The following is a 23,986-nucleotide window of genomic DNA, read 5'->3' as shown; positions in this document are numbered from 1 at the left end:
CACTCGTAATAAAAATTAGCAGAAAACAACGCCTACCGTATCTGAATAAATCAATTTAATACAACAAGCTCGTTATATAGCAACAGTTATTTTAAAACAGCTACTTACCTCTTTGACTATTTTTTTAGCTTTCCATTTTCTCATTTTGCTGCCCATTACTGCAACAAAAAAAGCTAGAACAAATAACTTGTCCTAGCTTTTTAAGCGATAAAATTTGGCTTACTTGTAATTGCTTAAAGTAATTGCGATCAAAACAAAATATAAGAACCTTTTTTGAGAATGCACTTATTTCTTAAAGTTAAATATTTTCATTACAGCCACGTATCAAAATTAATCAATTAATTTTGTTTTCTTTACATCTGCAATTGTTTTCGTACCAGCCAATTGCATCGTGATTGATAATTCTTTATTTAAGTGATCAAAGACAGATTTCACGCCTTCAGCCCCACCTAAATTCAAACCATAAATAACGGGACGACCGATAGCCACTAGATCAGCACCACTAGCTAAAGCTTTAAAGATATGTTCCCCACGACGTACACCAGAGTCAAATACAATTGGCACACGTTTGTCGACAACTTCTGCTATAGCAGGTAAAACTTCAAAAGAAGCAGGACCGCCGTCTAATTGACGACCACCATGATTGGAGACCCAGATACCATCTGCACCGGCTTTAATCGCTAAATCTGCATCTTCAGGTGATTGAATTCCTTTAACAAAAACAGGTAAGTGTGTTAAATCTTTAATTTTTTTGATATCTTCTGGAACTAAACCTTGTTTTGCAGCCGCATAAATTTCGGCAATCCCTTTACCTTCACCGTTACCACTTGCACTTTGTTCAGAATAAGCAGCTAGATTAGGCATTGGTAGTGGAAATTGGAATTGGTTGATAATATCTTCTTCACGATAACCACCCAACGTTGAGTCGGCAGTTAAAATAATTGCTTTAGCACCGGCTTTAACAGCTTTGTCTAAAATAAATTCATTGAAGCCGTCATCTTTACTCATATACAATTGGAAAAATTGTGGTGCATCAGGAGCTGCAGCAGCTGCATCTTCAATGGTTGTGTTCGCGTACGTACTAATTGAAAAAATAGAACCCGCAGCAGCAACCCCTTTTGCGGTATCCGCTTCACCTTTTTCATGAGCCAAACCTTGGGCTGCAGAAGGCGCTTGAATAATTGGTGTCTTCAAGTCGATATCCCACAATTTTGTTGATAAGTCTGCATGATCAATACCTTGTAAAATACGCGGCATAATTTTTTTATTCATAAAAGAAGCAGTGTTTTCTTTCATCGTCCATTCGTCTTCAGAACCGCCACGAATGTAACCAAAAGCGCCAACTTCCATGCGTTCTTTCACGCGGCCTTCCAATGAGGCAATATTCACGATATCAATAGGATGTTCTTCATTACTTGTATGATACATAAGACTTTCCTTCTCTCTTGTAAATTACGTGTTTATCTTAACTCTCTTATTAAAAGTAAGCAACTATTTATACTTGGAAAGGAAAAGCTTTGCGAACTTGCACAGCTCTCAAGCAATAAGATGAACGCTTGATAAATTGCTCTTCAAATTTCTCAAGCGTTTGGCTTATTGTCGCCGAGAGTTAGTTCGTAAAGCTTGACAGCTAGGAAAAGCTTTGCGAACTCGTTTAACTTCCAATTATTAAGACGGAATTTTAATAAATTGTTTCTCAAATTTCTTAAAATTTTGACTTATTGTCGCCACAAGTTAGTTCGTAATACTAAGCACTAAGCAGTCACGCAATACTTTTTGTGTAAAAAATATACTTTCTTTACACAAAAAGCCCCACATTTAATATTTTCCCACCTGTTAAACAGGTGGGAAAAACAAAAACGTGAGACTTTTATGCTGTGATCATTTCACACTAAAGTTATGGTTTACTTCTGCTTTTAAAACAGGATGGGCTTGCAAGTATTCGGCAATTACTTCTGTCATATCCCGCGGAATTTCTTTAACGATTTTATCTGCGCTAAACATAGCATAGTTGCCCCCGCCAACTGCGCGGTATTGGTTCATGACAACTTCCAATTTGTCATCAGGTAAAATATCTGCACCGGCTAATTGTAATTTCGTGATTTTTTCACCATAAGGTTTACTCAAATCAATAGCATAATCAATACCTTCATACATATCGTAGTTATAATATTGTGGCTTTGGATCAATAAATTTCGGGTTAAAGACGATTTGGCCATCTTCTAACACTAAATAATTTGCCGTTTGTTCTAAAGCTGCTTTTAAATCTGCACCGGTAATTTTTAGAACAGCTAATGTATTCGGATAAATATAATTGGTGATGACATCTCGCATCGTGATAACTTCACCAAAGCCTTTTCCTTCATTGTTAAACAAGGCTGTACCCGAAATTTTAGCCCCACTGGCCCACATTTGAACGCGATTAATAAATTCAATATACGGATGTTCACTAATTCGCGCTCCCATTGGATCAGTGATGTGCATATCCCCTTGAACTTTACCCACAGGCTGATCCAACCAATTTTCCAACTCGTGATCCAATTCTTGAATTAAGCCAACAACTTCTCCATCCGCCTTTGCATCTTTTGTCGCCACAATTTCAGCAGCAGGATTGCTTACTTGCCACTTGTCACCGGTTTTATTTAAATCTAACGTAATTTTACCAATGTAATTTCCCCGAAATCCTGGTTGAATGACCGGCACACCGTTAACCACCGTAGCAATTTCTCTGTGTTGGTGGCCTGTTACAAAAGCGTCAATGCCACTGACAGTTTGCAACAATTCGTATCCTTCATTTTCTCCAGTCAACATTTCGGTCGCTTCACCTGTCACTAAATCTTTTTCAAAACCACCATGATAAGAAACAATAACAACATCAGCTAGCTCGCGCAATTTGGGCACGTATTCTTTAGCGGTTGCCACTAAACTTTTAAAAGTTAAATCCTTAACAGTTGCTGGTTGCTCCCAATGGGGAATATATTGTGTCACCACACCCAAAATCGCAATTTTGATGCCTGCTTTTTCTAAAATAACATAGGGATCGCCAAAATAAGGTTTGCCATCTTTGTCTAAAACATTTGCCGCTAAAATTGGGTGATTATAGCTTTTAATTGCTTTTTCTAAATAAGGTAGTCCATAGTTAAACTCATGATTTCCCAACAACCCCACATCATAGCCCATATGATTAATGACTTTCGTAATTTCTGCTGGGTCTTGCTTTTGTTTGGCTGCGTAATAACTTAACGGTGAACCTTGAATAAAGTCACCATTTTCAATTTTAACGACCGGTCCATCTGCTTTTGCTGTTAGTTCTTGCATTTTAGTCGCAACTTTGGCCGTACCAAAAGGTAAGTCTGCTCCTTTTTCCGCATAGTTGGTTGGTTGAATGTAGCCGTGCATATCGCTTGTGGCTAAAATAGTTAATTTCATTTTTTCTTCCTTTCCCACATTTTTTATAAAAGATTTACAAACTTTCTCACAATAAGCTACAATTCAGCTAAATTACGCCTTATTGTCAGTAATTAGCACGAAGAGTTTGTTTAGTATTCAGACATTCACAAAAAAATTGATCCTTAGCGAGCATCAGTAAATCAGTAAATTTGCTTCTTTATCAAACCTTTGTAGCCTATACAATCACTGAAATTTTTAAAGTTTTTCCTTTGTCATCATACCATAAAATACAAAAATTTTTACTTGAAGACCAATTGTTCTCTTAGAAATTAAAACACTAGATTTTAGCGAAAAAAAGCTAAAGGAACCCTCCAACTCTAGGATATAAGACAAAAAAACTCCGCTAACCAAACAAGTCAGCGGAGCTTTTTACTATAAATTATTGATTCCACGCATCTTGTAATTGTGGCACAGAATCTTTGATTAATTTGTTGGTATCTTTGTCTGGGTTAGACAAGATATTTTCCATGATTGCCCGAACTTCATTGTAAGCAGGGTCAGCATTTTCTTTCACTGGAATCGAGAACAAGTCTTTGGTTGCATCCTCTAAGATTGCAGGTACTTTCGTGTTTGGTGATTTTTTGTATTCATCACTTTCCAAGACAGATTGCAAGATTGGCATGTAGCCGGTTTGTTCAGCCCAGTATAATTGTACTTCTGGTGAAGACAAGTATTTCAAATACATGAAAGCAGCCGATTTTTGTTCCGCAGTTGCACTGTTGAACATGTAAACATCCGTACCTTGTTGCAAGTTAATTTTTTCTGGACGTGGTGCAACGCCATATTCAAATTTACCTTCAGTATCTTTTTTCACATAACCTTCACCGGCGATTGAACCGATAAACATTGCAACTTTACCGTTTGCAAATGGGCCAGATAAATATTTGTCTGAACCTGCGATACGGAAGTAACCATCTTTCACGCCATCTAAATAATAATCAATCACTTCTTTTGATTTTTTAGAATCAAATTTTAAGTCTTTGGTGAAGTCTTCCCCTTTGTTTTCCATCCCGATAACATAGTAGTTGTTTAATGAGTCAAAACCAGCACCAACTACTTCATGATTTGATTTTTCGTAAATTGTTTTAGATGCTTCTTTTAATTCAGCTAAAGTTTTGGGAACTGCAACATCATATTTTTTCAACAAGTCAGCATTGTAAACCAAAGCTTCTGTTGATTTGTTAAATGGAATACCGTATTGTTTGCCTTCGATTTGCGCACCTTCTAATAAAGGTTTGCGAATTGCTTCTTGGTCGCCCCAGCCGATGGTTTTGTCATCCATGTAAGGTTTCAAATCCACTAACATATCATCTTGTGCAGCGTTCCATAACCAGCCTGGATACGCTTGGCTGATTGTTGGTAAATCATCTGGTGAAGGTAGTGTTGAGTTGATTTTTGCTTGTAAGTCTGAGTATTGTGATTGGTTTTGCAATTCAATTTTGATTTTTGGATTTTCTTTCATGAAATCCTTGGTAATTTTTGTTAAAGCTTCTTCTTGTGCGCCATTCATTGCATGCCAAAATGTAACCGTTGTGTCTTTGTCGATTGACGTTACGATTTTGTCGCTGTCGCCTTTAGAACTTTCTTTTGAACCGTTGCCACAGGCTGCTAATGCAAAAACTGCGGCAGTTGCCAATACTGCTGTACCCAATTTTTTGAACTTCATTTCTTACTCTCCTTTGAACTCAGTGATTTTTTCCCCACGGGTGGGAAGTATTCTTTTGCCATACGGATTTTCCAGTTTTTCTGGTTTTAACGTATGGATTGGAACCAAAATTTTAGGCTCGATCATTGAAACAATGGCATCGAGGTCTTGTGGAAACGCATGTCCTGAACAAGCCAGTCGGACAAATTCCACTTTCTTCAAGGCGAGTAAATCCAAGAAGACTTGATATTTGGGATCAAAATCCCCCAAAGGCTGCGCGTCCATGTGGAAATACAGACCGCCGCTTTGTAATTTTTCGAAGTTAGCTACGGCTTGCCACAAATATTTGTGGTCATCTGCTAGTAGTTCTTCATAAGAAATTTCTAGTTTTGAATCTAGGCTAGAAATAGTAGTATCAGAATTTAACGGATAATAATATGGGACGTTCATATCAAAAACATCCTGCATCAAAGCTGCCATATTGGCTTCTAAAACAACTGTGCGCGGAGACTGTTTAATAATTTGTTCAAAGCGTTTCACATTGGCAGGATAACCATTAAAGGTCAATTGGCGCTTTTTATTTGCTGCAATTTGTGTCACAAGTTGCGCGATTAAATCTTCTTCGCTGAAAACTTTGATATCTTCATTGTCTCTTTCATCAAAACTAATGCTGACGCCTTCCATCATTAGTAAATCGGTATGCCGAGCTTTTTGACAAAAGTCCAGCGTAAATTGACGATCATAGCCATGTAACCGTAAATCACCAGTATAAGTAATAAAAGCATCGGGCGTATGAATTAATAATGCGCAAGCGCCATAGGCATCGTGATCCACTGGCACCAATTCTACTTTAATTTGGCCTACTTCCACCACATCATGGGCCATAAGACCAGTCATTTCACGGGTAAAGTTAGCTTTTTCAAAAGGTGACGGGATTAAAAAGTCCCCATTACGATTTAAACTTTGTAAAATCTTTGCTGTTTCTTTTAAGGTGTATAAGGGAATTGCAGGGTCTAAATAATTAATCATTTTAGAATGATCCAAATGAGCATGGGATAAAAAGACTGCCGTCTCATTATATTTTTGCTCATCTTCGCCGTGGTACGTATAATTTAACCGCGGATCATAGACACCTTTTAATTCTGGTACTAAACGATTTTTCAAAAGTGTTGCCAGACTATCGTCTTTTAAGCCCAATTCGGGTCGGTATTCCGTACCAAAATCAAAGAAAATATGCGCATCTTCATAGCTGACCTCAATAATAGTACCGCCGATGGTTAAAATACCACTATGAAAAGTGATGGTGGTTTTACCCTTTGATACCATTTTTTGCCACTCCTCGAATAATTTCTTTTCTAAAAATCAAATAAATAATTAAGATGGGAATTACGGTCAATGTTGCAGCTGCCATTTGCAAATGCACATCGCTCCCACTTTCGGTCGTAAAGGCTGCAAGTCCATTATTTAACAAGCGATATTTTTTCTCGTTGGTCACAAGTAATGGCCATAAAAAAGAATTCCAGCTGGAAATAAATGTTAAAATCCCGACAGTCACTAACGCTGGACGAGACATTGGAACTAAAATACGCCAAATATATTCTAAATCAGAAGCACCATCAATTTTTGCTGCTTTATAAAAGGTGCTTGAAATTCCTTTTAAGTAACTATTCAAATAATAAATGTAAAAAATACTTGTTAAAAAAGGAATAATTAAAGCGGCATAACTGTTTAATAGCCCCATTTTGGCAATCGTATTGTAGTTGGTAAAGATGATCGATTCATAAGGTACCATCAGTAAGGACACCATAATCCCCACAACTAAACCTTTAAACTTAAATTCCAAACTAGTTAATGCAAAGGAAGCCAAAACCGAAGTAATCAAGGTCGCAATGGTTGTCACCAAAGAGACAAAAACTGTGTTAATAAAATATTGTAAAAAAGGTGCTTTTGAAAAGACCGCTGCATAGTTAGCCCACTGAAATTTTTCTGGGATAATGGTCGGCGGAATACTCGTAGCCTCGCTATAGGTCATAAGCCCTGCTAAAACCATGTAAACAAATGGGAACAAAGTGATAATGCCTAGCACTACTAAAAAGACTAACGCCACAATGGTTACGACTTTTTTCACGCTACTCCCCCACTTTCTTCATGATTTGACGTTGGATAAACGTACAGAACAAAATAACTAAGAATAAAATGACAGTCGCTGCCATGGCAATGCCAGGTCGACCGGCAATGTGGAACTTATCGTAAATATAATAAACGGCGGTCGTCGCGCTTTTGGCAATCCCGGGCTGCCCGGCAAACAATGCATAAACTTGGGTATACACTTTAAAAGCGCCAATAATATTAACCGTTAGCAAAAAGGCAATAGTTGGAACCAATTGCGGCAATGTAATCCGACGGAAAATTTCACCATCTTTGGCCCCAAACATCTTCGCAATTTTATAATGTTCTGGATCAATATTCCGTAATCCAGCTAATAAAATAATGATGTTAAACGCCAAGCTAGTCCAAATACCAAAGATAATCAATGTGGTCATACTCATGTCCACATCATCTAACCAATTAATAGCTGGAATACCAACTTTACTCAAAAGAAAATTGATAATCCCATAGGAGCCGTTAAAAAAGTAACGAAAAACAATCCCGATCGCAATCGTACTGGTGACATAAGGCATGAAAAACAGCGTTTCAAAGAAACTTTTGTGTTTCACTTTTTCAAAAATAATCCAGGCAATCGCAAGACCGATAATTAATGCGATTGGAACAACGGTAAAGGCATATAATGCGGTATTTTTTAAAGCTTTAAAAAATACCGGATCAGATAAAACTTTTTGATAATTTTCAATCCCAGCATATTCTTGATTAATTAGCGTCCCTTTTTGAAAACTCATAAAGAGCGAACGGAACAATGGATAAATGCTGAAAATCATAATGACGATTAGCGAAGGCAGAAGGAAGAGCCATGCTTTCGGCTGATTTTCAGGATTATAATGATTTTTTTTAAACATTAGTAGATCCGCGTCCCATCTGCTTTAAAGATAAAGGCTTTTTGATAAGCAAAATCAAAGGTCAGCTGCGCTCCTTCTTGAATATCTTCTTCGATGCTGACAATCGATTTTAAGTGATGGGAATCAATATCAAAGTTTAAAATACGTTCCCGGCCAATTAATTCAACACCGGCAATAACTGTTTGAAAAGCACCGGCGCCATCTACTGGCAATACATCTTCTGGACGAATTCCGATAAAGTAGTCGCCATCTGGCATTTCTTCTTTAAAACGGGCCGCCATAAAACGATCAACTGGCACACTAAAAGCATCGTGGTGCATCATGCCATTTTTTACTTCGACGGGCAAAATATTGATAATTGGATTACCAATAAATTTAGCTACAAACAAATTATTTGGTTCTAGGTAAAGATTTTGGGGGTCATCATTTTGCTGAATGACACCTTCATTTAACAAAATAATCTTGTCAGAAATCGATAGTGCTTCTTCTTGGTCGTGGGTAACAAAAATCGTTGTAATCCCGACTTCTTTAACCAAGCGACGAATTTCTTCGCGAATTTTCAAACGTAAGCGGGCATCTAAGTTAGACAATGGCTCATCTAATAATAGAACTTCTGGATTTTGTACTAAAGCCCGGGTAATGGCTACCCGTTGTTGTTGTCCTCCAGAAAGTGTACCAGGTTTTTTATCCTTCAACTCTTCAATGTTGGTTAACGCCATGTATTTTTCCGCAATCTTCATCGCTTCATTTTTAGGCATTTTTTTATCCCCAACCGTTAATGGAAACATCACATTTTCAAAGACAGTCATATGGGGATAGAGGGCATAGTTTTGGAAAACAAAACCGATATTACGATCTTTAGGTTCTGTTTTTACTACAGAGCTACCCGCAAAGCGGATATCACCGTCAGTAGGACTTAATAAACCTGCGATCAAATTTAAAATTGTCGATTTGCCACAGCCACTTGGACCTAACAAACAAACCAGATCACCTTTTTCAATGGTGAAATTTACAGACTTTAACGCTTCAAAACCATTATCGAATACTTTTTTAAGATCGATAACTTCAATCATGGGAAATCCTCCCTTTTTTATTTTTACCTGCAATGCTAATTCTAGCATTTTTCATAACAGTAAGTTTATAGAGTTCGATGAGAGATTCTTTTATTTTTTTCTCATTTTTCTTTTTCCTGGAAAATGAGTTAAGTAGCGCTAAGCACGTTTTTCACAAGGATTTCCGTCCTTATTTTGTTTTCAGCAATTTGAAAAAAATCGGAAAATTTTAGTTATTATTTCATACTCTTCAAAAAACAAAAAAATTTTATTTTGATGTTGGTTTAAAAAAATCTGCGAAATTTATTTCGCAAAAATATTCAGAAAATTTCAAAAATATTATTGACTTTGCTAATTATGTTCCCTTATACTGATACTAATTCAAAAAGTGGAGGGATTTTTATGAACAGCAAATTAAATCATGTAAATACTTTCTACTTTAGCTATTTTAGATAGTGCTGTCACTGTGAACATCATAGAGACAGCAGGCACAACTTGCTTTTATCTATGATGGCTAGAGCTTTTTAGCAGGCCATTTTAACTAAATGGTCGCGAAAAATTATGAAGAAGTTTTCCCGCCCATTTAGACCCACGTGTCTAGATGGCTTTTTTTTACTCACAACTTTTTTACAGTGACCGATCTTTTAGCAAAAATCAGATATTATAGGAGGAAAAAATATGAAAATGAAAAAATTAGGCTTGTGTTTGTTAACCATTGCAACCTTAACTTTAGCGGCATGTGGAACAGAAAAGAAGGCTAGCGAAAAAGATGGCGTAACTGTCGGTGTTTTACAATTGGTGGAACACGGTTCGCTGGATGCGGCTTATGATGGGTTTAAAGAAGGCCTGGCTGCCGGTGGATACAAAGAAGGCGATAATTTGACCTTAGCTTATCAAAATGCCCAAAATAATCAGGACAACTTAAAAAGTATGAGTGAAAAATTACTCAAAGATAAACCTGATCTTCTGTTAGGAATCGCTACCCCAGCGGCACAATCTCTGGCTAACGAGACCAGTGATATCCCCATCGTCGTAACAGCTGTGACCGATTTAAAAGAGGCAAAGTTAGTAGCCAGTGATAAAAAACCAGGAGGAAATGTTACCGGTACTTCTGACATGGTGCCAATCAAAAAACAAATTCAATTACTCTTAAGTATCGTCCCAGAAGCGAAAACTGTTGGCTTAATGTACAACGCCGGCGAAACCAACTCAAAAATCCAAGCAGATCTGGCAAGCGCGGCTTTAAAAGATGCCGGCGTGAAAGTAAAAGTTATGACCGCCAACACTACAAATGACGTACAGCAAGTCACAACTAGCTTGGCAAAAGACGTCGATGCCATTTACGTTCCAACTGATAACACCTTTGCCTCTGCTGCAGCAGTTGTCGGCGAAGTCGCAAAACAAACGAAAACACCAATTATCGCAGGTTCCGTAGAACAAGTAGACGGCGGCGCATTGGCAACTTTTGGCATTGATTATAAATCACTAGGCAAACAAGCCGGGCAAATGGCAGCAAAAATTCTCAAAGGCGATGAAAAGCCAAGCACTACGCCAGTTGAAACAGCAAAAAAATTAGAACTTGTAATCAACGACGATATGGCCAAAGCCATCGGCATCGACCCAGCATCCATCAAAACCCCAGAGTAACTAGAAAAGCTGAAAGGGCCGGTTAGCTCTTTGGAAAAATATCAGAAATTTGCATTCTGATGCCCTTTATCAGAATCTAAATTTTTGGATAAAAATAATTAGGATTTGAGGAAAGTGTATGAATATTTTAGACACGATTTTTATCTTAGTACAGTCTGCCACATCTCAAGGAGTATTGTGGGCACTGTTAGGTATCGGCGTCTTTTTAACGTACCGCATTTTAGATATTGCCGATTTAACAGCCGAGGGAAGTTTTCCCTTAGGCGCGGGTATTACAGCAATTAGCATCACCAATGGTATCCATCCTTTTGCAGCTAGTCTATTAGGATTTTTAGGCGGTGTTTTAGCAGGCTTAGTTTCAGGGATTTTACACACCAAATTAAAAATTCCTGCTCTTTTAGCGGGGATTATTACCATGACGGGGCTTTATTCCGTTACCAATCGCGTAATGGGTGCACCCAATATCTCATTGTTAGGGGAAAAAACCGTTTTTTCTGGGTTGCAAGCTTTAGGCATTGAAAAAGTTAATGCCGTCATTATTGCCGGTGCTGCTTTTACGTTGCTAGTTGTCTTCATTTTATTTTTATTTTTCCGCACCGAAATCGGGTTGGCTATTCGTGCGACCGGTGATAATTTGGCCATGAGTGAGGCAAACGGAATCAATACCGACAATATGAAAATGATTGGATACATGCTTTCAAACGGCTGTGTTGCACTTTCTGGCGCTTTGTTAGCGCAAAATAATGGCTTTGCCGACTTGAATTCTGGCGTGGGAACGATCGTTATCGGTTTGGCTTCCATTATCATCGCAGAAGTTTTATTCCACAATAAAACCTTATTGGTGCGCATGCTAACAATTGTTTTAGGCGCGATTATTTACCGGTTAATTTTAGGGGTTGTTTTTGAATTTAACGTCGAACCAGGGGATGCAAAAATTGCCTCGGCTATCGTTTTAGTTATTTGTCTGGCAATGCCACAATTCCGCCAAAAATTCCTGCCAAAAGCTGGTAAAGGAGGCCAAAAAGCATGAGTGAAGTCTTAGCAATCCAAAATTTACAGCAAACTTTTGAACGAGGCACAATTAATGAAAATCACGTTTTAAAAGGCATCAACTTAACCATGAACAAAGGCGACTTTATTACCATTATCGGCGGAAACGGCGCAGGTAAGTCCACGCTTTTAAATAGCATTGCAGGCACAATTCCAACTGAAACTGGAAAAATTATGTTAAATGGGACTGATATTACCCGCCAGTCTGTTACGAAACGGGCCAAAGATATTAGTCGGGTTTTTCAAGATCCAAAAATGGGGACTGCCGTTCGTTTAACAGTGGAGGAAAATTTGGCTTTAGCCATGAAACGTGGCCATTCCCGCGGCTTTTCAATGGGCGTCAAACAAAAGCAAAAAGAATTTTTCAAAGAAAAATTAGCTACGCTACATTTAGGTTTAGAAGCACGTTTAAATGCAGAAATTGGTTTATTATCTGGCGGTCAGCGCCAAGCGATTACGCTGCTCATGGCGACCTTACAACGTCCCGAATTAATTTTGTTAGATGAACACACGGCTGCCCTTGATCCGAAAACTTCAGCGACAGTTATGGATCTGACAGAGCGTTTAATTAAGGAAGAAAAACTGACGGCTTTCATGGTGACCCATGACATGAAAGACGCCATTCGTTACGGCAATCGTTTAATCATGCTCCATCAAGGCAAAATTGTCGTGGATATTGCCGGCAAAAAGAAAAGTCAATTGACAGTACCTGATTTGATGACGCTGTTTCATCAAAATAGCGGTGAAAATTTAAAAGACGATCAGTTATTACTAGTTTAAAAAAGATACGAGATTTTCTGTCAAAAAAAACCTCCAGCAAAAAATACTAACTTTGCTGGAGGGTTTTTTGCTTTTTATTAAAAGGCTACAGGGACAAATTTTCGCTCCTTTAACTGCCAACTGCTGCTAAAGCCAACTGACTGTAGAATCTTTTTCGTTTCCTCAAAGGCATATGCTAAAGTGTCTACTTGATGTGTATCACTGGTGATTATGATTGGCACTTCTTCACTGGCTAAATAATTCAACAAAAATTTGGCCGGATACGCCTGCTTTGTCCACCCTCGACTCATGCCGCCAGTATTGACTTCCACCAAACCATCATATTTTTGAATGACTGCAACAACTTTTTTTAAAGCAGTTAAAGCAAGTTGTTCATAGGCATCTTGATTTTTAGCGGTTAGATACTGTAACGTATTATTAAATTTTGTAACCAAATCAAAATGACCAACGATTTTGGGCTGGTTTTGTGTAATATGTGTTACAACTAAATCGTAATAATCTTGCGCCAAAGCTAAAAAATCACCGTCATACCACTCCTGTAAAGTTTTAGCAAAATTTTTCGGCGTATCATCCACACTGCGATACACACCTGCTCGCGGGGGCAAATAGTGGACAGAACCGACAAAATAATCATAGCCACTAATCGGTGTCTTACTAAAATAATCCCACTCCAATCCGCAACTAATCTGTAGCAAACTTTTTTCAGCTAAACTGCGTACGGCTTTTTGATAGGCACTTTCGTCTTTCACACCTAAGCAGGTAAGATCAAAAGGAGCTGGTGAATGACTGGTGAAACCTAAATCGGTAAAGCCTAGCTTTTCAGCTGCTTGCGCCATTTCCGCTAAGGTATTTTCTCCGTCACACCAATCGCTGTGAGTATGGGCGTTTGAATAAAACATTGCCGCACCCCCTTATTTCATCGTCTCTTGCTTGGTCTTTTGATCCACCACTTGACGACGGGAAAGTTCGGCCATAATTTCAGCTGGCGTAATGTTGTTATTGGCCATTAAAACGAGTAAATGATAAATCAAGTCAGAAATTTCATACGTTGTCTCTTCCTTGCTTTCTTTCATCGCGCCAATAACCACCTCTGTCGCTTCCTCACCGATTTTTTTCAAAATCTTTTCATTTCCTTTGGCAAATAAATAGCTGGTATAACTTTTTTCCTGCGGTGCCTCTTTACGCCCTAAAACCAATTCGTAAAGCTCTGGAATCGAAATATTTATTTGGGTACTGTCTTTAAACAAAAGTTCATTAAAACAACTTTCTGCCCCCGTATGGCAAGCCGGTCCTGCCTTAATTACTTCTGCTATTAACGCATCTTGGTCACAGTCTGCTTTTAAACAAATCAATGTTTGTCTATTACCACTTGTTTCTCCTTTGCGCCATAATTCTTGCCGACTGCGGGAGAAAAAAGTCATTTGCCGATCTTTCAATGTGGCTTGTAAACTTTCTTCATTCATATACGCTAGCGTCAGTATCTCTTTTGTATAAAAGTCTTGTACCACACAAGGAATCAAGCCATTTTCGTCAAAGTTCAAGTTTTTTACTTCCATTTGGTTGTCCCCTCTCAGTTGCGGATTGGAATATTTTTCTCTAGTAAATATTGCTTTAACACTGGAATTGGAATCTCATCATAATGAAAAATAGAAGCTGCTAGTCCCGCATCAATTCGCGGATTTTGAAATAGTTGATAAAAATCAACCTTACTACCTGCACCACCAGAAGCTACAATCGGCAATTGGGAAATATCGGCCACTGCCTGCAACAAGTTCAAATCAAAGCCTGTTTTCACGCCATCGGTATCCATCGAATTAATGACCAATTCGCCAGCGCCTAATTTTTCTCCTTGTTTAATCCACGTCAAAGCATTAATCCCGGTATCTTCTCTGCCGCCTTTGGTAAAAACGTGCCACTTGTCCGCAACTTTTTTTACATCCACTGATAAAACGACGCATTGGGAACCGTAACGTTGTGCCCCGTCAGCAATCAGTTGCGGATTTTTGATTGCCCCTGAATTAACGCTAACTTTATCGGCGCCGCATTTTAATACCCGATCAAAATCATCAACTGTATTAATGCCCCCGCCAACCGTTAGAGGAATAAAAACTTGTTTGGCCACCGCTTGCAAAATATCAGTAAACAAGCCGCGATTTTCCGCTGAAGCAGTAATGTCATAAAAAACTAGCTCATCTGCGCCTGCTTGATCGTATTTTTTTGCCAGCTCTACCGGCGACGCCACATCTTTAATTCCTGCAAAATTAACACCCTTTACTACGCGTCCATCTCGCACGTCAAGGCAAGGAATAATTCGTTTGGCAATCATTTTTTCACCTCCGCGGCAAAAAGACACGCCGCTAAATCCAGTTGTCCACTGTACAAAGCTTTTCCGACAATCGTGCCATATGTGTCTACTTGAACAAGTCCTTTGATATCTTCTATTGTTGCCACACCACCAGAAGCTACGATATTACAGCCCAACTGATTTAATTTCTGATAGGCAGCAATATCCATCCCCGCGCCAGTACCGTCTTTAGCAATGTCTGTATAAATAATCGTCTGACAACCTGCCGCCACTAATTCTTGGCAAAACGTGTAAGCGTCTGTTTGGGTGGTTTCAAGCCAACCGTTAACAGCCACCATTCCCTCTCTGGCATCGACACCAACCGCAATTTTTTCACCGTATTTGGCGATCATGGCTTTTGCAAATTCTGGTTTTTTTTGTGCAATCGTTCCTAAGATAACCCGCTTTACGCCGACTGTCAAACAATCTTCAATATCTGCTTCGCTACGGATACCGCCGCCTAATTCAACAAATAAATCCGTTTGCTGTACAATTTCTGCTACTAAATCAAATTGCTTTTTCGTGCCTTCTTTGGCCCCATTTAAATCGACCAAATGTAAATATTTTGCACCCGCTGTGGCAAAACTTTTGGCAAATTCAAGGGGATCATCGCCAAAAACTTCCTGCTGGTCGTAATCTCCTTGATAAAGTCGTACAACTTTGCGGTCGTATAAATCAATTGCCGGTAAAATAATCATCCCTTCACCTCCGTAAATGCCCGTAAAATATTCAAGCCCACTTCACCACTTTTTTCAGGATGAAATTGGGTACCAAAAACATTCCCCTTTTGTACCAACCCTGGGATTTTCACCCCATAATCGCTAAAAGCCGCCACACTTTTGTCACACTGACTGGCATAATAACTATGGACGTAATAAACGAAATCCCCTTGTGCTACATATTTTAATAGCGGTGAATCTTGCTTTAGAACTAATTTATTCCAACCAATTTGTGGTACTTTTAATTCAATTTGCTGCTTGTCAAAGGCCGACTTCAAAGAGACCACCCTGCCAGAAATTAAATCCAGACCCTTGTGAACACCAAACTCATGACTTTCAGAAAAAAGCAGCTGCATCCCTAAGCAGATTCCTAACAATGGCTTTCCATTTTGTGTCTCAGTTTTCACTACGTCTGCCAAACCACTGTTCTGTAATTTCCCCATTGCATCGCCAAAAGCCCCCACTCCCGGCAATAAAATTTTATCTGCCTGTTGAATTTTTGCCACATCACGTGTGACGATCACATCCGCGCCAATAAAATGCAACGAGCTCTGCAAACTAAACAAATTCCCCACACCATAATCAATAATCGCAATCACGAAAACTTCTCCCCCCTTTAGATGTTGTCTCAAGTTCGGGGTAACAGTGAGCATTATACATAGGCAATTTATGTGACGGTTTTAGTCACCTGAATTGACTTTTTTAATGCCGAACTGTTTGAACTTACGACAACTCGCTTTATTAGATGTTGTCTCAAGTTCGGGGTAACAGTGAGCATTATACATAGGCAATTTATGTGACGGTTTTGGTCACCTGAATTGACTTTTTTAATGCCGAACTGTTTGAACTTACGACAACTCGCTTTATTGCCTACAAAATTGTACCTTTTGTTGAAGGAATCTCATCTGGTGCTACTTCATTGATCCCACAGGCCTCTGCTAATGCGCGCCCAAAACCTTTGAAGCAAGCTTCCACAATATGGTGACTATTTTTTCCTGCTAATTGTTGCAAGTGAATGGCACCTCCCAGCTCTCTAGCAAAGGCGATAAAAAATTCCTCCACTAATTCCGTATCAAAGCCCCCAATTTGGCTAGCGGGAATATGCACGTTCAAACAAGCAATGCCTCGTCCGGAAATATCTAGTGCGGCCATCACCAGCGTCTCATCCATAGGCAAAATCATACTGCCATAGCGTTTGATTCCTCGTCGATCGCCCAAAGCTTCTGAAAAAGCTCGTCCTAAAACAATGGCGATATCCTCTGTTGTGTGATGCCCGTCAACTTCTATGTCGCCATCACATTCCAGTTCAATATCAAAGCGACCATGACGGGTAAATAATTCCAACATATGATCTAAAAAACCAATTTTTGTTTTAATTACTTGCTGACCGGTGCCATCGATATTTAGCTTCAACTTAATTTTTGTTTCACTCGTATTGCGGATAATTTCTGCACGACGCATTTTTTTGGCCTCCTTTTGTATCCTGCATTTTTATTTGAACTTAAACTTCTGCTTTTATAATTTGGGCAATTGCCACTTGGCATTGCTGCATCTGCTGTGGTGTGCCGATCGTGATGCGGATATAGTCTTTAATTTGGGGCTGATTAAACCAGCGGACAAAAATCTGCTGTGCTTTTAATTTTTCATAAATCACTTCACCACTAATTTTAGGATGGGTGACAAATAAAAAGTTGGTTTGACTAGCCAATACGGTAAAGCCTAGTTTTTTTAATGCGGCGGCCGTTTTTTTTCGTTCGCTGATAATTTGCGTTAAACAGTTAGCGTGGTATGCACTATCAGCTAACGCGGCAATGCCAGCGGCGGCGGTCATGGTATTAATACTGTATGGATTAAAACTAAACTTCAATTTATTCAAGGCGGCAATCAGGGCTGGTTGCCCCACAGCATAGCCTAATCTGGCTCCTGCTAATTGCCACGACTTGGAAAAAGTGCCGACAACTAAAAGATTTTCGTATTCTTTCACATAAGAAATCATAGATTCACCACCAAATTCCACGTAAGCCTCATCGACAATCACGAGCCGTTCTGGCTTTTCTGCCACAAAAGCGGCAATTTCTTTTGCTGGTAAACCCAGACTTGTGGGTGCATTGGGATTTGCAAAAATTACGGTTCCTGTTTCATCTTTGTAATCCGCTAAATTCAATTTGAAATCCGGTGCTAAAGGAATTTCTTTTGCCGCAATATCATACAGTTGGCTAAAAACTGGATAAAAACCGTAAGTCAAATTAGGATAAGCCACGCCTGCATTCATTAATCCTTGAAAACAAAAGGCCAAAACTTCATCACTGCCATTGCCGACAAAAATTTCTGCTGGTGTAACGGCAAAATGCTGCGCTAGGACTTGCCGCAGTTTTTGGCAATCAGGATCGGGATAGCGGGCTAAAGTTTTTGCCGCATCTGCGATTGCCTCACTAACAGCTGGGGCCGGCGGATACGGACTCTCATTCGTGTTTAGCTTAATCACTTCAACTTGTGGCTGTTCACCGGGAACATAAGGCGCAAGTGTTGCAAGTTTTGCTGCAAAATAATTCATCGACTACCCCCTCGTACTTTCATAGAATTTGCGTGGGCAAATAACATTTCCGTTTCAGCAAATAAAATCACATCGTCACAGACTGCTTGTAAGGCAGATTCTCCGTAATATAAATAACTGGAACGCTTTTGAAAATCTGCTACCGATAACGGAGAATAAAAACGCGCGGTTCCTTCAGTTGGTAGCGTGTGATTGGGGCCTGCTAAGTAATCACCTAAAACTTCGGGTGTATTGTTGCCCAAAAAAACACTCCCCGCATTCGTGATAGCACCTAAAGCTGCAAAAGGTTCTTTAATGCACAATTCTAAGTGTTCTGGTGCCACTTCATTGGCAATCGCTAAAGCAGCCGCTAAATCTGACACTACGATAATGCAACCTTTATTTGCCAAAGACGCGGTAATAATTTCTTTACGCGGTGCAGTTGCCGTTTGTTTTTTGATCTCTTTTGCTGTGGCGTGGGCAATTTCATTACTGGTAGTGACTAAAATGGCTTGCGCATTTACGTCATGTTCGGCTTGGGCTAATAAATCAGCCGCTAGAAAATTCGGCTTCGCGCTTTCATCTGCCACAATTAAAACATCGCTCGGACCGGCAATCATATCAATGTCGACTTGGCCGTATACGAGGCGTTTAGCAGTTGCGACATAAATATTCCCCGGCCCTGTAATTTTATCTACTGCCGGGATGGTCTTGGTCCCGTAGGCTAGAGCTGCAACAGCTTGGGCACCGCCGACTTTATAAATTTCATCAACGCCACAAATTTTAGCAGCGGCTAAAATTGCCGGAGCAATCGTTCCGTCTTTTTGCGGTGGCGTCACCAGCACAATTTTTTTGACACCGGCGATTTTAGCCGGGATGACATTCATCAAAACGGTGCTGGGATAAGCAGCCGTCCCCCCTGGCACGTAGACACCCACTTTAGCTAAGGGAATCACCCGCTGCCCCATCACAGCACCTTCTTTTTCGAGCATAAACCCATTTTCTATTTGTTTTTCGTGAAAGGCGGCAATATTTTGTTGTGCTTTTTTTAAAACAGTTAAAAAGGCGGGGTCACACGCTGTCATAGCCGCTTTTATTTCTGCTTTGGTTACTTTAAAATCAGAAATGACTGCGCCATCAAATTTTTTAGTATATTCCGTTAATGCCGCATCTCCATTTTCTTGTATGTCTTCAATAATTGTTTGTACCACTTGCGTATATTCAGCGGTATTTCCAGATGTGCTCGTGGTAATTTGCGCTAAATCTACTTCTGACTCTGGTAAAATTTTAATCATTTTTTGCCCCCACTTTCTGAATGATTTCTTTAATCTGCCTTTGTTTAAAGCGCCAAGATGTTTTATTTACAACTAAATGGGCCGATGAATCCGTAATCTTCTCCAAAACAGCCAAGCCGTTTTCTTTTAAGGTGGTGCCGGTTTCGACAATGTCCACAATCACATCTGCTAATCCCACTAAAGGTGCTAACTCGATCGAACCATTTAAATAGATCAATTCCACTGGCTGGCTTAAGCTACTAAAATAAGTTCGCGCGATATTGGAATATTTGGTCGCCACTTTTAGCGGACGACTCGTATCTTTTTGAAAATTTTTAGGGCCGGCAATGGCGATATCACATTGCCCAATCGCAAAACGCAAAACGTCTAAAACATTCGCCTTTGTTTCCAATAAAATATCCCGACCAACAATCCCGATATCCGCAGCACCGTGTTCAACATAACTAGCCACATCACTGGGCTTCACTAAGAAAAAGCGAAGCTGTTTTTTTTCATCGGTAAAAATCAGCTTCCGACTTTCATCTAACAAATTTTCCTGACACAAACCGGCATCGTGGAACATTTGATAGATCTTTTCTCCCATTCGCCCTTTTGGCAGCGCAATATTGATGACGTCTTGTTCACTTTTTAGACTATCTTGTTTATTGCCAATGGCATTTAAATGAATGCCAAAACCTATCGCAGCTTGTGTTTTACCTAAAGATTGCAGCAAGCCATCATAACGCCCGCCAAATAAAATCGCCTGTGGCACTTGCGGGACAAAGCCTTGAAAAATAATCCCGCTATAATAATTGGTATCGTTGACTGTCGATAAATCAAATAACAAACGGGGCGTAACTTCTTCTTTTAGTAATGCTGCCGCTAACTCCTCTAGCTCTAATAACGCTTGGTGCGCTTGCGGCAAGCCTTTAGTTAGTTCCAAAGCTATTTTCAAACACTCATTGATTTCACCACTCAAACGCAAAAGTGCTAATAAATTTTGCGTCATATCTTTTTTTAAATTGGCCGTTTGCGCCAATACTTTCAAATCTTCGCCATTTTTACTTTTAATACTGCTGAAAACATCCCCTTGAAGGTTATCAGGAAATAAAGCCAAAATTGCAGCTACTAAACCACTGTGGGAAAATTCCAATTTTGCTTGACCAATTACTTCTAAAGATGCAATCGCCAGTTGAATCACTTCTAATTCGGCTTTACGGCACACGTCGCCAATAATCTCGATGCCGGCTTGATTCATTTGTTGATATTCATTCGTGTGGCGATTATGGCGATAAATATTTTCATTGTAATATAGGCGCCTGCTTTCATTTGCTGGTGTATTTTTGACAATCGATAGCGTGACATCGGGGTTTAAAGCCAACAATCTCCCGTCAGCAGCATTAAATTTAATCACATCGTCATCTGCTAAAAAATCTTTCTTCTCCAAATAAAAGTTGTATTCTTCAAAACTATTTAAGCAAAACAAGTTAAAGTTTGCTTTTTCATATAAAGCCCGCAACTTTAAAGCTGCTAATTCTTCTTGGCGCAAAATATTTACTGGAATCTCCATTAAATTCCCTCCCCTGGCAAAAATTTTATACTTTAATAGTTGAAAAAAAGCGCCCCCTGACAAAGTCAGAGGACGCTAAAATGCGTGGTTCCACCTCAATTTATCTATCCAAAGATAGACCTCAAGCGATCAAGCTAACAAACGGTGCATTTTATTGCTTTCATAAATGTGCGTATCTTGGCACTTTTAGTCGTCAGCCTTTTTGTCTAGTCATCCAACAATGACCGCAGCTGTAACGGGCTAACCCGGCATCTTTTACTTTTTTCAAACATGCAACTCCAAGATGTGTTTCGCAAAAAGTAACTGTCCTTTTTTCACCAACCAAAGGCTCTCTTTACAGTATTTTTTTACTACTCTTCTTTTCACCGTCAAAAATATAAAATTGGTTGTGTTATATTCTAAGTTGAATTGTCAGAAAAGTCAAACACTTTTTTGTGAATATTATCACTTCTCACTAAAAATTTTAGCTAGCTTGATAAAAATTTGCAAATAATACGATAGTTATCCTTTTTATTTTTAAAAAAAGAAAAAACTGCAAAGAAATTACTTGCTGGCAATACAATTACCTGCCACTTTCATTCTTTACAGTTTTTTTATTAAATTTGTTGTTCCGGTGTTTTTTTAGTTAACGTTGCGGTGGTTGTTTTAACTTTAAAATAGCCCTCTATCAGCTGGCTTAATTCGGCCGCCGCCATCTTAGCCCGCATAGCTTGTTGCGCATTGATCGCTTCAATGACCAAAATTGCGTCCGTTGTATTTTCCTGTAGCATCGTGCGTTGGGCTTCTCGCCAGTTAAAACAGCGACAAACAGCACCAACTTCATCATAATAAATGATTTCTTCAGGGAGCGCCGGGGCATCTTCGTTAGCTCCCAGCGGTTTGAAACTTTCGCCCCCTTTGGCTTTACCCAAATGCAAATCCCCTGAAAGTGAGGCGATATCTTCTCCTCCACAAGGAACGGCGTATTTCAATGAGACGCTGTTATACAAGTCCACTAAAGGATTAATGGGATTAAATGTACGATCTTGGCTCGCCCGTTTTAATAAAGCTTCAATTGACGAACGGGCACCTTTTTTAGTTTTAAATTGGCTAAACGCCTGGCGCCATTCTTGAATGACTTCATTTTGACTAAAAGAGTCTGCCGTCAAAAATTTTTGCGCATCGTGTTTGCCTCTTGCTAATAAATCAGAAAAATACGGATCATCTTCTTCATTAACCTGATTATTAATTTCTTTTGCCGTTACGATAAAAATTTCAGCTTCAGGAAAGAGCTCCCAAAAGTTTTCATCTACAATAATTTTTTTCATCTATTTCCCTCCAAAATTTTTTAAATCAAATATTTTGTCATGACCCAGTCTGTTTGATCATCTGTGCCAATCGTAAAAACGTGTTCTCCTTTTTTGACAAACCCCATTTTCTTATAAAAAGCAATTGCCACTGGATTGTATTCCCAGACACCTAACCAGATTTCTTTTTTCTGTTTTTCTTTTGCTACCTTTTCTGCAAATTGCATTAGCTCATGGCCTAAACCTTGCCGTTTAAAAGCCGCCAAAATATAAATACGCGCAATTTCTAGGCTTTCGCTGCTACTTTTTTCACTTTGCGCCTCGCCGATATTTAGCTTTAAATAACCAGCTAATTGCGCGTCTTGATAAATAAAATAAAAAAAGGAATCGCCATTGTCCAGCTCTTGTTGGAGTTGTTTCAAATTATAATTTTGCTGCAAAAAAATAGCGAGATCTGCTGGCGTATTGTCTTTTGCAAAGGTTTCTTTAAACGTTGTCTCGCTGATTTCTTTTAACGTTTCAAGCTCTGCCTGTTTTACTGCTTTAATTTTTACTGTCATACTGTCGTGTCACACCTTTTTTCACTAATTCCCACTCTGAAGCGATATTTTCTTCTACCCGTGACAAATAGGCCGCCAATTGCTGCATTTCTGGTTCACTAAATCCTTTTAGTGCAACTTTATTGGAATATTGGTTTTCCGCCTGAATAACTGGTGCCAATTTTGCTCCTTTATTGGTCACAAAAAGTGATTTATTTTTTTTATTGTCAGATTGCGGCTGCTTTTCAATTAGACCATTTTTTTCCAATTTCCCAATGGCCCGGGCTGCTGTGGTACGATCGACTTTAATCATCTCGGCTAGTTTTTCTTGAATGATTCCGGGATTTTCATAAATCCGAACCAAATAAAGATATTGCCCGCGGGTTAAAGCAAATTCTTTAAACTCAATATTCGCGATAGAATCTAGTGCTCGCGCAATTTTACCTAAATCACGTAAAATATCCGTCATATTTTTCCTCATTTCAGTTTAATGATAAATTTATCATAAAATATTTTTATTGTATTTGCAACAAAAAAAGCACAAGCACTTCATTTTGTTTTTATTTACAATCGTGATACGGTTAATTTGAAGGTGAAAACGCCTTATCGTTGCAAATGTTTAAAGCATTATTTTTTGAAAGGAAGGAAAACAGATGAAAAAAATGTCAACTTCAACAGTGATTAACACAGGTGGTCGCGAAGGAGAAAGTAAATCTGTCACAGGGTCTTTGGATGTCTTAACAACAGGTGTAAAAAAAGAAGGTTATACCAACCCTGAAGAATTATTTGCCGCTGGTCTTTCCGCATGTTTTAACGGCGCAATGCAATTTCCACTAGAACGTGATGGTTTAGGTGATAAAAAACGTGAGATCCGTGCCGAAGTCAGCTTGCTTGGCGACTTGCCAGATTTTACCACCTTGCATTTAGAAGTCCTTCTAATTGGCAAAATTGAAGGCTTAAGTAAAGAAGACACCATAAAATATATGGCAGAAACCGAAAATATTTGCCCCTATACAAAAGCCATCAACGGCAACGTCACAGTAAAATTTGACGCCGAAGCATAGAAAAGCTGAATGCACCGGA

23 protein-coding genes and 1 other annotated feature are annotated in these 23,986 nt (G+C 39.1%); of the genes, 4 read left to right on the top strand and 19 right to left on the bottom strand.

Features of this window, described 5'->3' with window-relative positions:
- Nucleotides 1-330: 330 nt before the first annotated feature.
- The 7 genes from P3T75_RS00895 to P3T75_RS00865 all read right to left on the bottom strand — a co-directional run bounded on the left by P3T75_RS00895 (nt 331) and on the right by P3T75_RS00865 (nt 9,182).
- Nucleotides 331-1,428, bottom strand: a complete 1,098-nt coding sequence (locus tag P3T75_RS00895; protein WP_206903283.1) for a lactate oxidase — start codon at nt 1,426-1,428, stop codon at nt 331-333.
- 453 nt (nt 1,429-1,881) lie between these two features.
- Entirely contained in the window at nt 1,882-3,429 is a 1,548-nt protein-coding gene (locus P3T75_RS00890; protein WP_282461979.1) for a bifunctional metallophosphatase/5'-nucleotidase, read from the bottom strand.
- 400 nt (nt 3,430-3,829) lie between these two features.
- Nucleotides 3,830-5,116, bottom strand: a complete 1,287-nt coding sequence (locus P3T75_RS00885) for an extracellular solute-binding protein (protein ID WP_282461978.1) — start codon at nt 5,114-5,116, stop codon at nt 3,830-3,832.
- Nucleotides 5,117-5,119: 3 nt separating this feature from the next.
- Nucleotides 5,120-6,421, bottom strand: coding sequence for an MBL fold metallo-hydrolase (locus tag P3T75_RS00880; RefSeq protein ID WP_282461977.1), 1,302 nt, complete (start codon nt 6,419-6,421; stop codon nt 5,120-5,122).
- A complete protein-coding gene (locus P3T75_RS00875; protein ID WP_206903279.1) occupies nt 6,405-7,223 on the bottom strand; it encodes a carbohydrate ABC transporter permease in 819 nt (272 codons plus the stop codon). Before P3T75_RS00875 ends, P3T75_RS00880 begins: the two co-directional genes overlap by 17 nt.
- A gap of 1 nt (nt 7,224) precedes the next feature.
- Complete coding sequence (locus P3T75_RS00870; RefSeq protein WP_206903278.1) at nt 7,225-8,109, bottom strand: carbohydrate ABC transporter permease; 885 nt, start codon at nt 8,107-8,109, stop codon at nt 7,225-7,227.
- Nucleotides 8,109-9,182, bottom strand: coding sequence for an ABC transporter ATP-binding protein (locus tag P3T75_RS00865; protein ID WP_230711124.1), 1,074 nt, complete (start codon nt 9,180-9,182; stop codon nt 8,109-8,111). Before P3T75_RS00865 ends, P3T75_RS00870 begins: the two co-directional genes overlap by 1 nt.
- Before the next feature lie 657 nt (nt 9,183-9,839).
- Between P3T75_RS00865 and P3T75_RS00860 the strand changes: the two genes are divergently transcribed.
- The 3 genes from P3T75_RS00860 (at nt 9,840) to P3T75_RS00850 (ending at nt 12,638) form a co-directional block, all read left to right on the top strand.
- A complete protein-coding gene (locus tag P3T75_RS00860; protein WP_206903276.1) occupies nt 9,840-10,808 on the top strand; it encodes an ABC transporter substrate-binding protein in 969 nt (322 codons plus the stop codon).
- A gap of 118 nt (nt 10,809-10,926) precedes the next feature.
- Nucleotides 10,927-11,838, top strand: a complete 912-nt coding sequence (locus P3T75_RS00855; RefSeq protein ID WP_206903275.1) for an ABC transporter permease — start codon at nt 10,927-10,929, stop codon at nt 11,836-11,838.
- Nucleotides 11,835-12,638, top strand: coding sequence for an ABC transporter ATP-binding protein (locus P3T75_RS00850; RefSeq protein WP_206903274.1), 804 nt, complete (start codon nt 11,835-11,837; stop codon nt 12,636-12,638). The genes P3T75_RS00855 and P3T75_RS00850 overlap by 4 nt, the downstream gene beginning before the upstream one ends.
- Before the next feature lie 77 nt (nt 12,639-12,715).
- Here P3T75_RS00850 and P3T75_RS00845 read toward each other — a convergent pair whose 3' ends face one another.
- The 12 genes from P3T75_RS00845 to P3T75_RS00790 form a co-directional block, all read right to left on the bottom strand.
- The gene (locus tag P3T75_RS00845) at nt 12,716-13,537 is read right to left on the bottom strand and encodes a histidinol-phosphatase HisJ family protein (protein ID WP_206903273.1); all 822 of its coding nucleotides are present in this window, start codon (nt 13,535-13,537) and stop codon (nt 12,716-12,718) included.
- 12 nt (nt 13,538-13,549) lie between these two features.
- Nucleotides 13,550-14,194, bottom strand: coding sequence for a bifunctional phosphoribosyl-AMP cyclohydrolase/phosphoribosyl-ATP diphosphatase HisIE (gene hisIE / locus P3T75_RS00840; RefSeq protein ID WP_206903272.1), 645 nt, complete (start codon nt 14,192-14,194; stop codon nt 13,550-13,552).
- Between the two features lie 14 nt (nt 14,195-14,208).
- Complete coding sequence (hisF, locus tag P3T75_RS00835) at nt 14,209-14,964, bottom strand: imidazole glycerol phosphate synthase subunit HisF (RefSeq protein ID WP_206903271.1); 756 nt, start codon at nt 14,962-14,964, stop codon at nt 14,209-14,211.
- A complete protein-coding gene (gene hisA / locus P3T75_RS00830; RefSeq protein ID WP_206903270.1) occupies nt 14,961-15,680 on the bottom strand; it encodes a 1-(5-phosphoribosyl)-5-[(5-phosphoribosylamino)methylideneamino]imidazole-4-carboxamide isomerase in 720 nt (239 codons plus the stop codon). Before hisA ends, hisF begins: the two co-directional genes overlap by 4 nt.
- A complete protein-coding gene (gene hisH / locus P3T75_RS00825) occupies nt 15,677-16,300 on the bottom strand; it encodes an imidazole glycerol phosphate synthase subunit HisH (RefSeq protein WP_282461976.1) in 624 nt (207 codons plus the stop codon). Before hisH ends, hisA begins: the two co-directional genes overlap by 4 nt.
- A gap of 271 nt (nt 16,301-16,571) precedes the next feature.
- On the bottom strand, nt 16,572-17,162 hold the full coding sequence (gene hisB, locus P3T75_RS00820; protein ID WP_282461975.1) for an imidazoleglycerol-phosphate dehydratase HisB: 591 nt from the start codon (nt 17,160-17,162) through the stop codon (nt 16,572-16,574).
- 40 nt (nt 17,163-17,202) lie between these two features.
- Entirely contained in the window at nt 17,203-18,255 is a 1,053-nt protein-coding gene (gene hisC / locus P3T75_RS00815; protein ID WP_282461974.1) for a histidinol-phosphate transaminase, read from the bottom strand.
- Complete coding sequence (hisD, locus tag P3T75_RS00810) at nt 18,252-19,529, bottom strand: histidinol dehydrogenase (RefSeq protein WP_282461973.1); 1,278 nt, start codon at nt 19,527-19,529, stop codon at nt 18,252-18,254. The genes hisC and hisD overlap by 4 nt, the downstream gene beginning before the upstream one ends.
- Nucleotides 19,522-21,078: an ATP phosphoribosyltransferase gene (hisG, locus tag P3T75_RS00805; protein WP_206903265.1), complete on the bottom strand. Its 1,557-nt coding sequence runs from the start codon at nt 21,076-21,078 to the stop codon at nt 19,522-19,524. The genes hisD and hisG overlap by 8 nt, the downstream gene beginning before the upstream one ends.
- 65 nt (nt 21,079-21,143) lie before the next feature.
- Nucleotides 21,144-21,453 (bottom strand) — a binding site (T-box leader).
- A gap of 221 nt (nt 21,454-21,674) precedes the next feature.
- Nucleotides 21,675-22,385, bottom strand: coding sequence for a B3/B4 domain-containing protein (locus P3T75_RS00800; RefSeq protein WP_282461972.1), 711 nt, complete (start codon nt 22,383-22,385; stop codon nt 21,675-21,677).
- A gap of 20 nt (nt 22,386-22,405) precedes the next feature.
- Complete coding sequence (locus tag P3T75_RS00795) at nt 22,406-22,924, bottom strand: GNAT family N-acetyltransferase (protein WP_282461971.1); 519 nt, start codon at nt 22,922-22,924, stop codon at nt 22,406-22,408.
- Entirely contained in the window at nt 22,908-23,372 is a 465-nt protein-coding gene (locus P3T75_RS00790) for a MarR family winged helix-turn-helix transcriptional regulator (RefSeq protein WP_282461970.1), read from the bottom strand. Before P3T75_RS00790 ends, P3T75_RS00795 begins: the two co-directional genes overlap by 17 nt.
- 184 nt (nt 23,373-23,556) lie before the next feature.
- Here P3T75_RS00790 and P3T75_RS00785 point away from each other — a divergent pair, with 184 nt between their 5' ends.
- On the top strand, nt 23,557-23,967 hold the full coding sequence (locus P3T75_RS00785; protein WP_206903261.1) for an Ohr family peroxiredoxin: 411 nt from the start codon (nt 23,557-23,559) through the stop codon (nt 23,965-23,967).
- Nucleotides 23,968-23,986 lie beyond the last annotated feature (19 nt).

The sequence above is a fragment of the Enterococcus montenegrensis genome (assembly GCF_029983095.1).
In the GTDB taxonomy this organism is placed as follows: domain Bacteria; phylum Bacillota; class Bacilli; order Lactobacillales; family Enterococcaceae; genus Enterococcus_C; species Enterococcus_C montenegrensis.
This window is presented reverse-complemented; position numbering and strand designations above follow the sequence as displayed.

Excerpts from the sequence above, each read along its gene's own strand:
- P3T75_RS00785 (WP_206903261.1), top strand. The coding sequence starts at position 23,557 with ATGAAAAAAATGTCAACTTCAACAGTGATTAACACAGGTGGTCGCGAA.
- hisA (WP_206903270.1), bottom strand. The coding sequence starts at position 15,680 with ATGATTATTTTACCGGCAATTGATTTATACGACCGCAAAGTTGTACGA.
- P3T75_RS00870 (WP_206903278.1), bottom strand. The coding sequence starts at position 8,109 with ATGTTTAAAAAAAATCATTATAATCCTGAAAATCAGCCGAAAGCATGG.
- hisB (WP_282461975.1), bottom strand. The coding sequence starts at position 17,162 with ATGCGTCGTGCAGAAATTATCCGCAATACGAGTGAAACAAAAATTAAG.
- P3T75_RS00865 (WP_230711124.1), bottom strand. The coding sequence starts at position 9,182 with ATGATTGAAGTTATCGATCTTAAAAAAGTATTCGATAATGGTTTTGAA.
- hisF (WP_206903271.1), bottom strand. The coding sequence starts at position 14,964 with ATGATTGCCAAACGAATTATTCCTTGCCTTGACGTGCGAGATGGACGC.
- P3T75_RS00880 (WP_282461977.1), bottom strand. The coding sequence starts at position 6,421 with ATGGTATCAAAGGGTAAAACCACCATCACTTTTCATAGTGGTATTTTA.
- hisIE (WP_206903272.1), bottom strand. The coding sequence starts at position 14,194 with ATGGAAGTAAAAAACTTGAACTTTGACGAAAATGGCTTGATTCCTTGT.
- hisG (WP_206903265.1), bottom strand. The coding sequence starts at position 21,078 with ATGGAGATTCCAGTAAATATTTTGCGCCAAGAAGAATTAGCAGCTTTA.
- P3T75_RS00855 (WP_206903275.1), top strand. The coding sequence starts at position 10,927 with ATGAATATTTTAGACACGATTTTTATCTTAGTACAGTCTGCCACATCT.
- P3T75_RS00795 (WP_282461971.1), bottom strand. The coding sequence starts at position 22,924 with ATGACAGTAAAAATTAAAGCAGTAAAACAGGCAGAGCTTGAAACGTTA.
- P3T75_RS00860 (WP_206903276.1), top strand. The coding sequence starts at position 9,840 with ATGAAAATGAAAAAATTAGGCTTGTGTTTGTTAACCATTGCAACCTTA.
- P3T75_RS00850 (WP_206903274.1), top strand. The coding sequence starts at position 11,835 with ATGAGTGAAGTCTTAGCAATCCAAAATTTACAGCAAACTTTTGAACGA.
- P3T75_RS00885 (WP_282461978.1), bottom strand. The coding sequence starts at position 5,116 with ATGAAGTTCAAAAAATTGGGTACAGCAGTATTGGCAACTGCCGCAGTT.
- P3T75_RS00790 (WP_282461970.1), bottom strand. The coding sequence starts at position 23,372 with ATGACGGATATTTTACGTGATTTAGGTAAAATTGCGCGAGCACTAGAT.
- hisD (WP_282461973.1), bottom strand. The coding sequence starts at position 19,529 with ATGATTAAAATTTTACCAGAGTCAGAAGTAGATTTAGCGCAAATTACC.
- P3T75_RS00895 (WP_206903283.1), bottom strand. The coding sequence starts at position 1,428 with ATGTATCATACAAGTAATGAAGAACATCCTATTGATATCGTGAATATT.
- P3T75_RS00800 (WP_282461972.1), bottom strand. The coding sequence starts at position 22,385 with ATGAAAAAAATTATTGTAGATGAAAACTTTTGGGAGCTCTTTCCTGAA.
- P3T75_RS00845 (WP_206903273.1), bottom strand. The coding sequence starts at position 13,537 with ATGTTTTATTCAAACGCCCATACTCACAGCGATTGGTGTGACGGAGAA.
- hisC (WP_282461974.1), bottom strand. The coding sequence starts at position 18,255 with ATGAATTATTTTGCAGCAAAACTTGCAACACTTGCGCCTTATGTTCCC.
- P3T75_RS00890 (WP_282461979.1), bottom strand. The coding sequence starts at position 3,429 with ATGAAATTAACTATTTTAGCCACAAGCGATATGCACGGCTACATTCAA.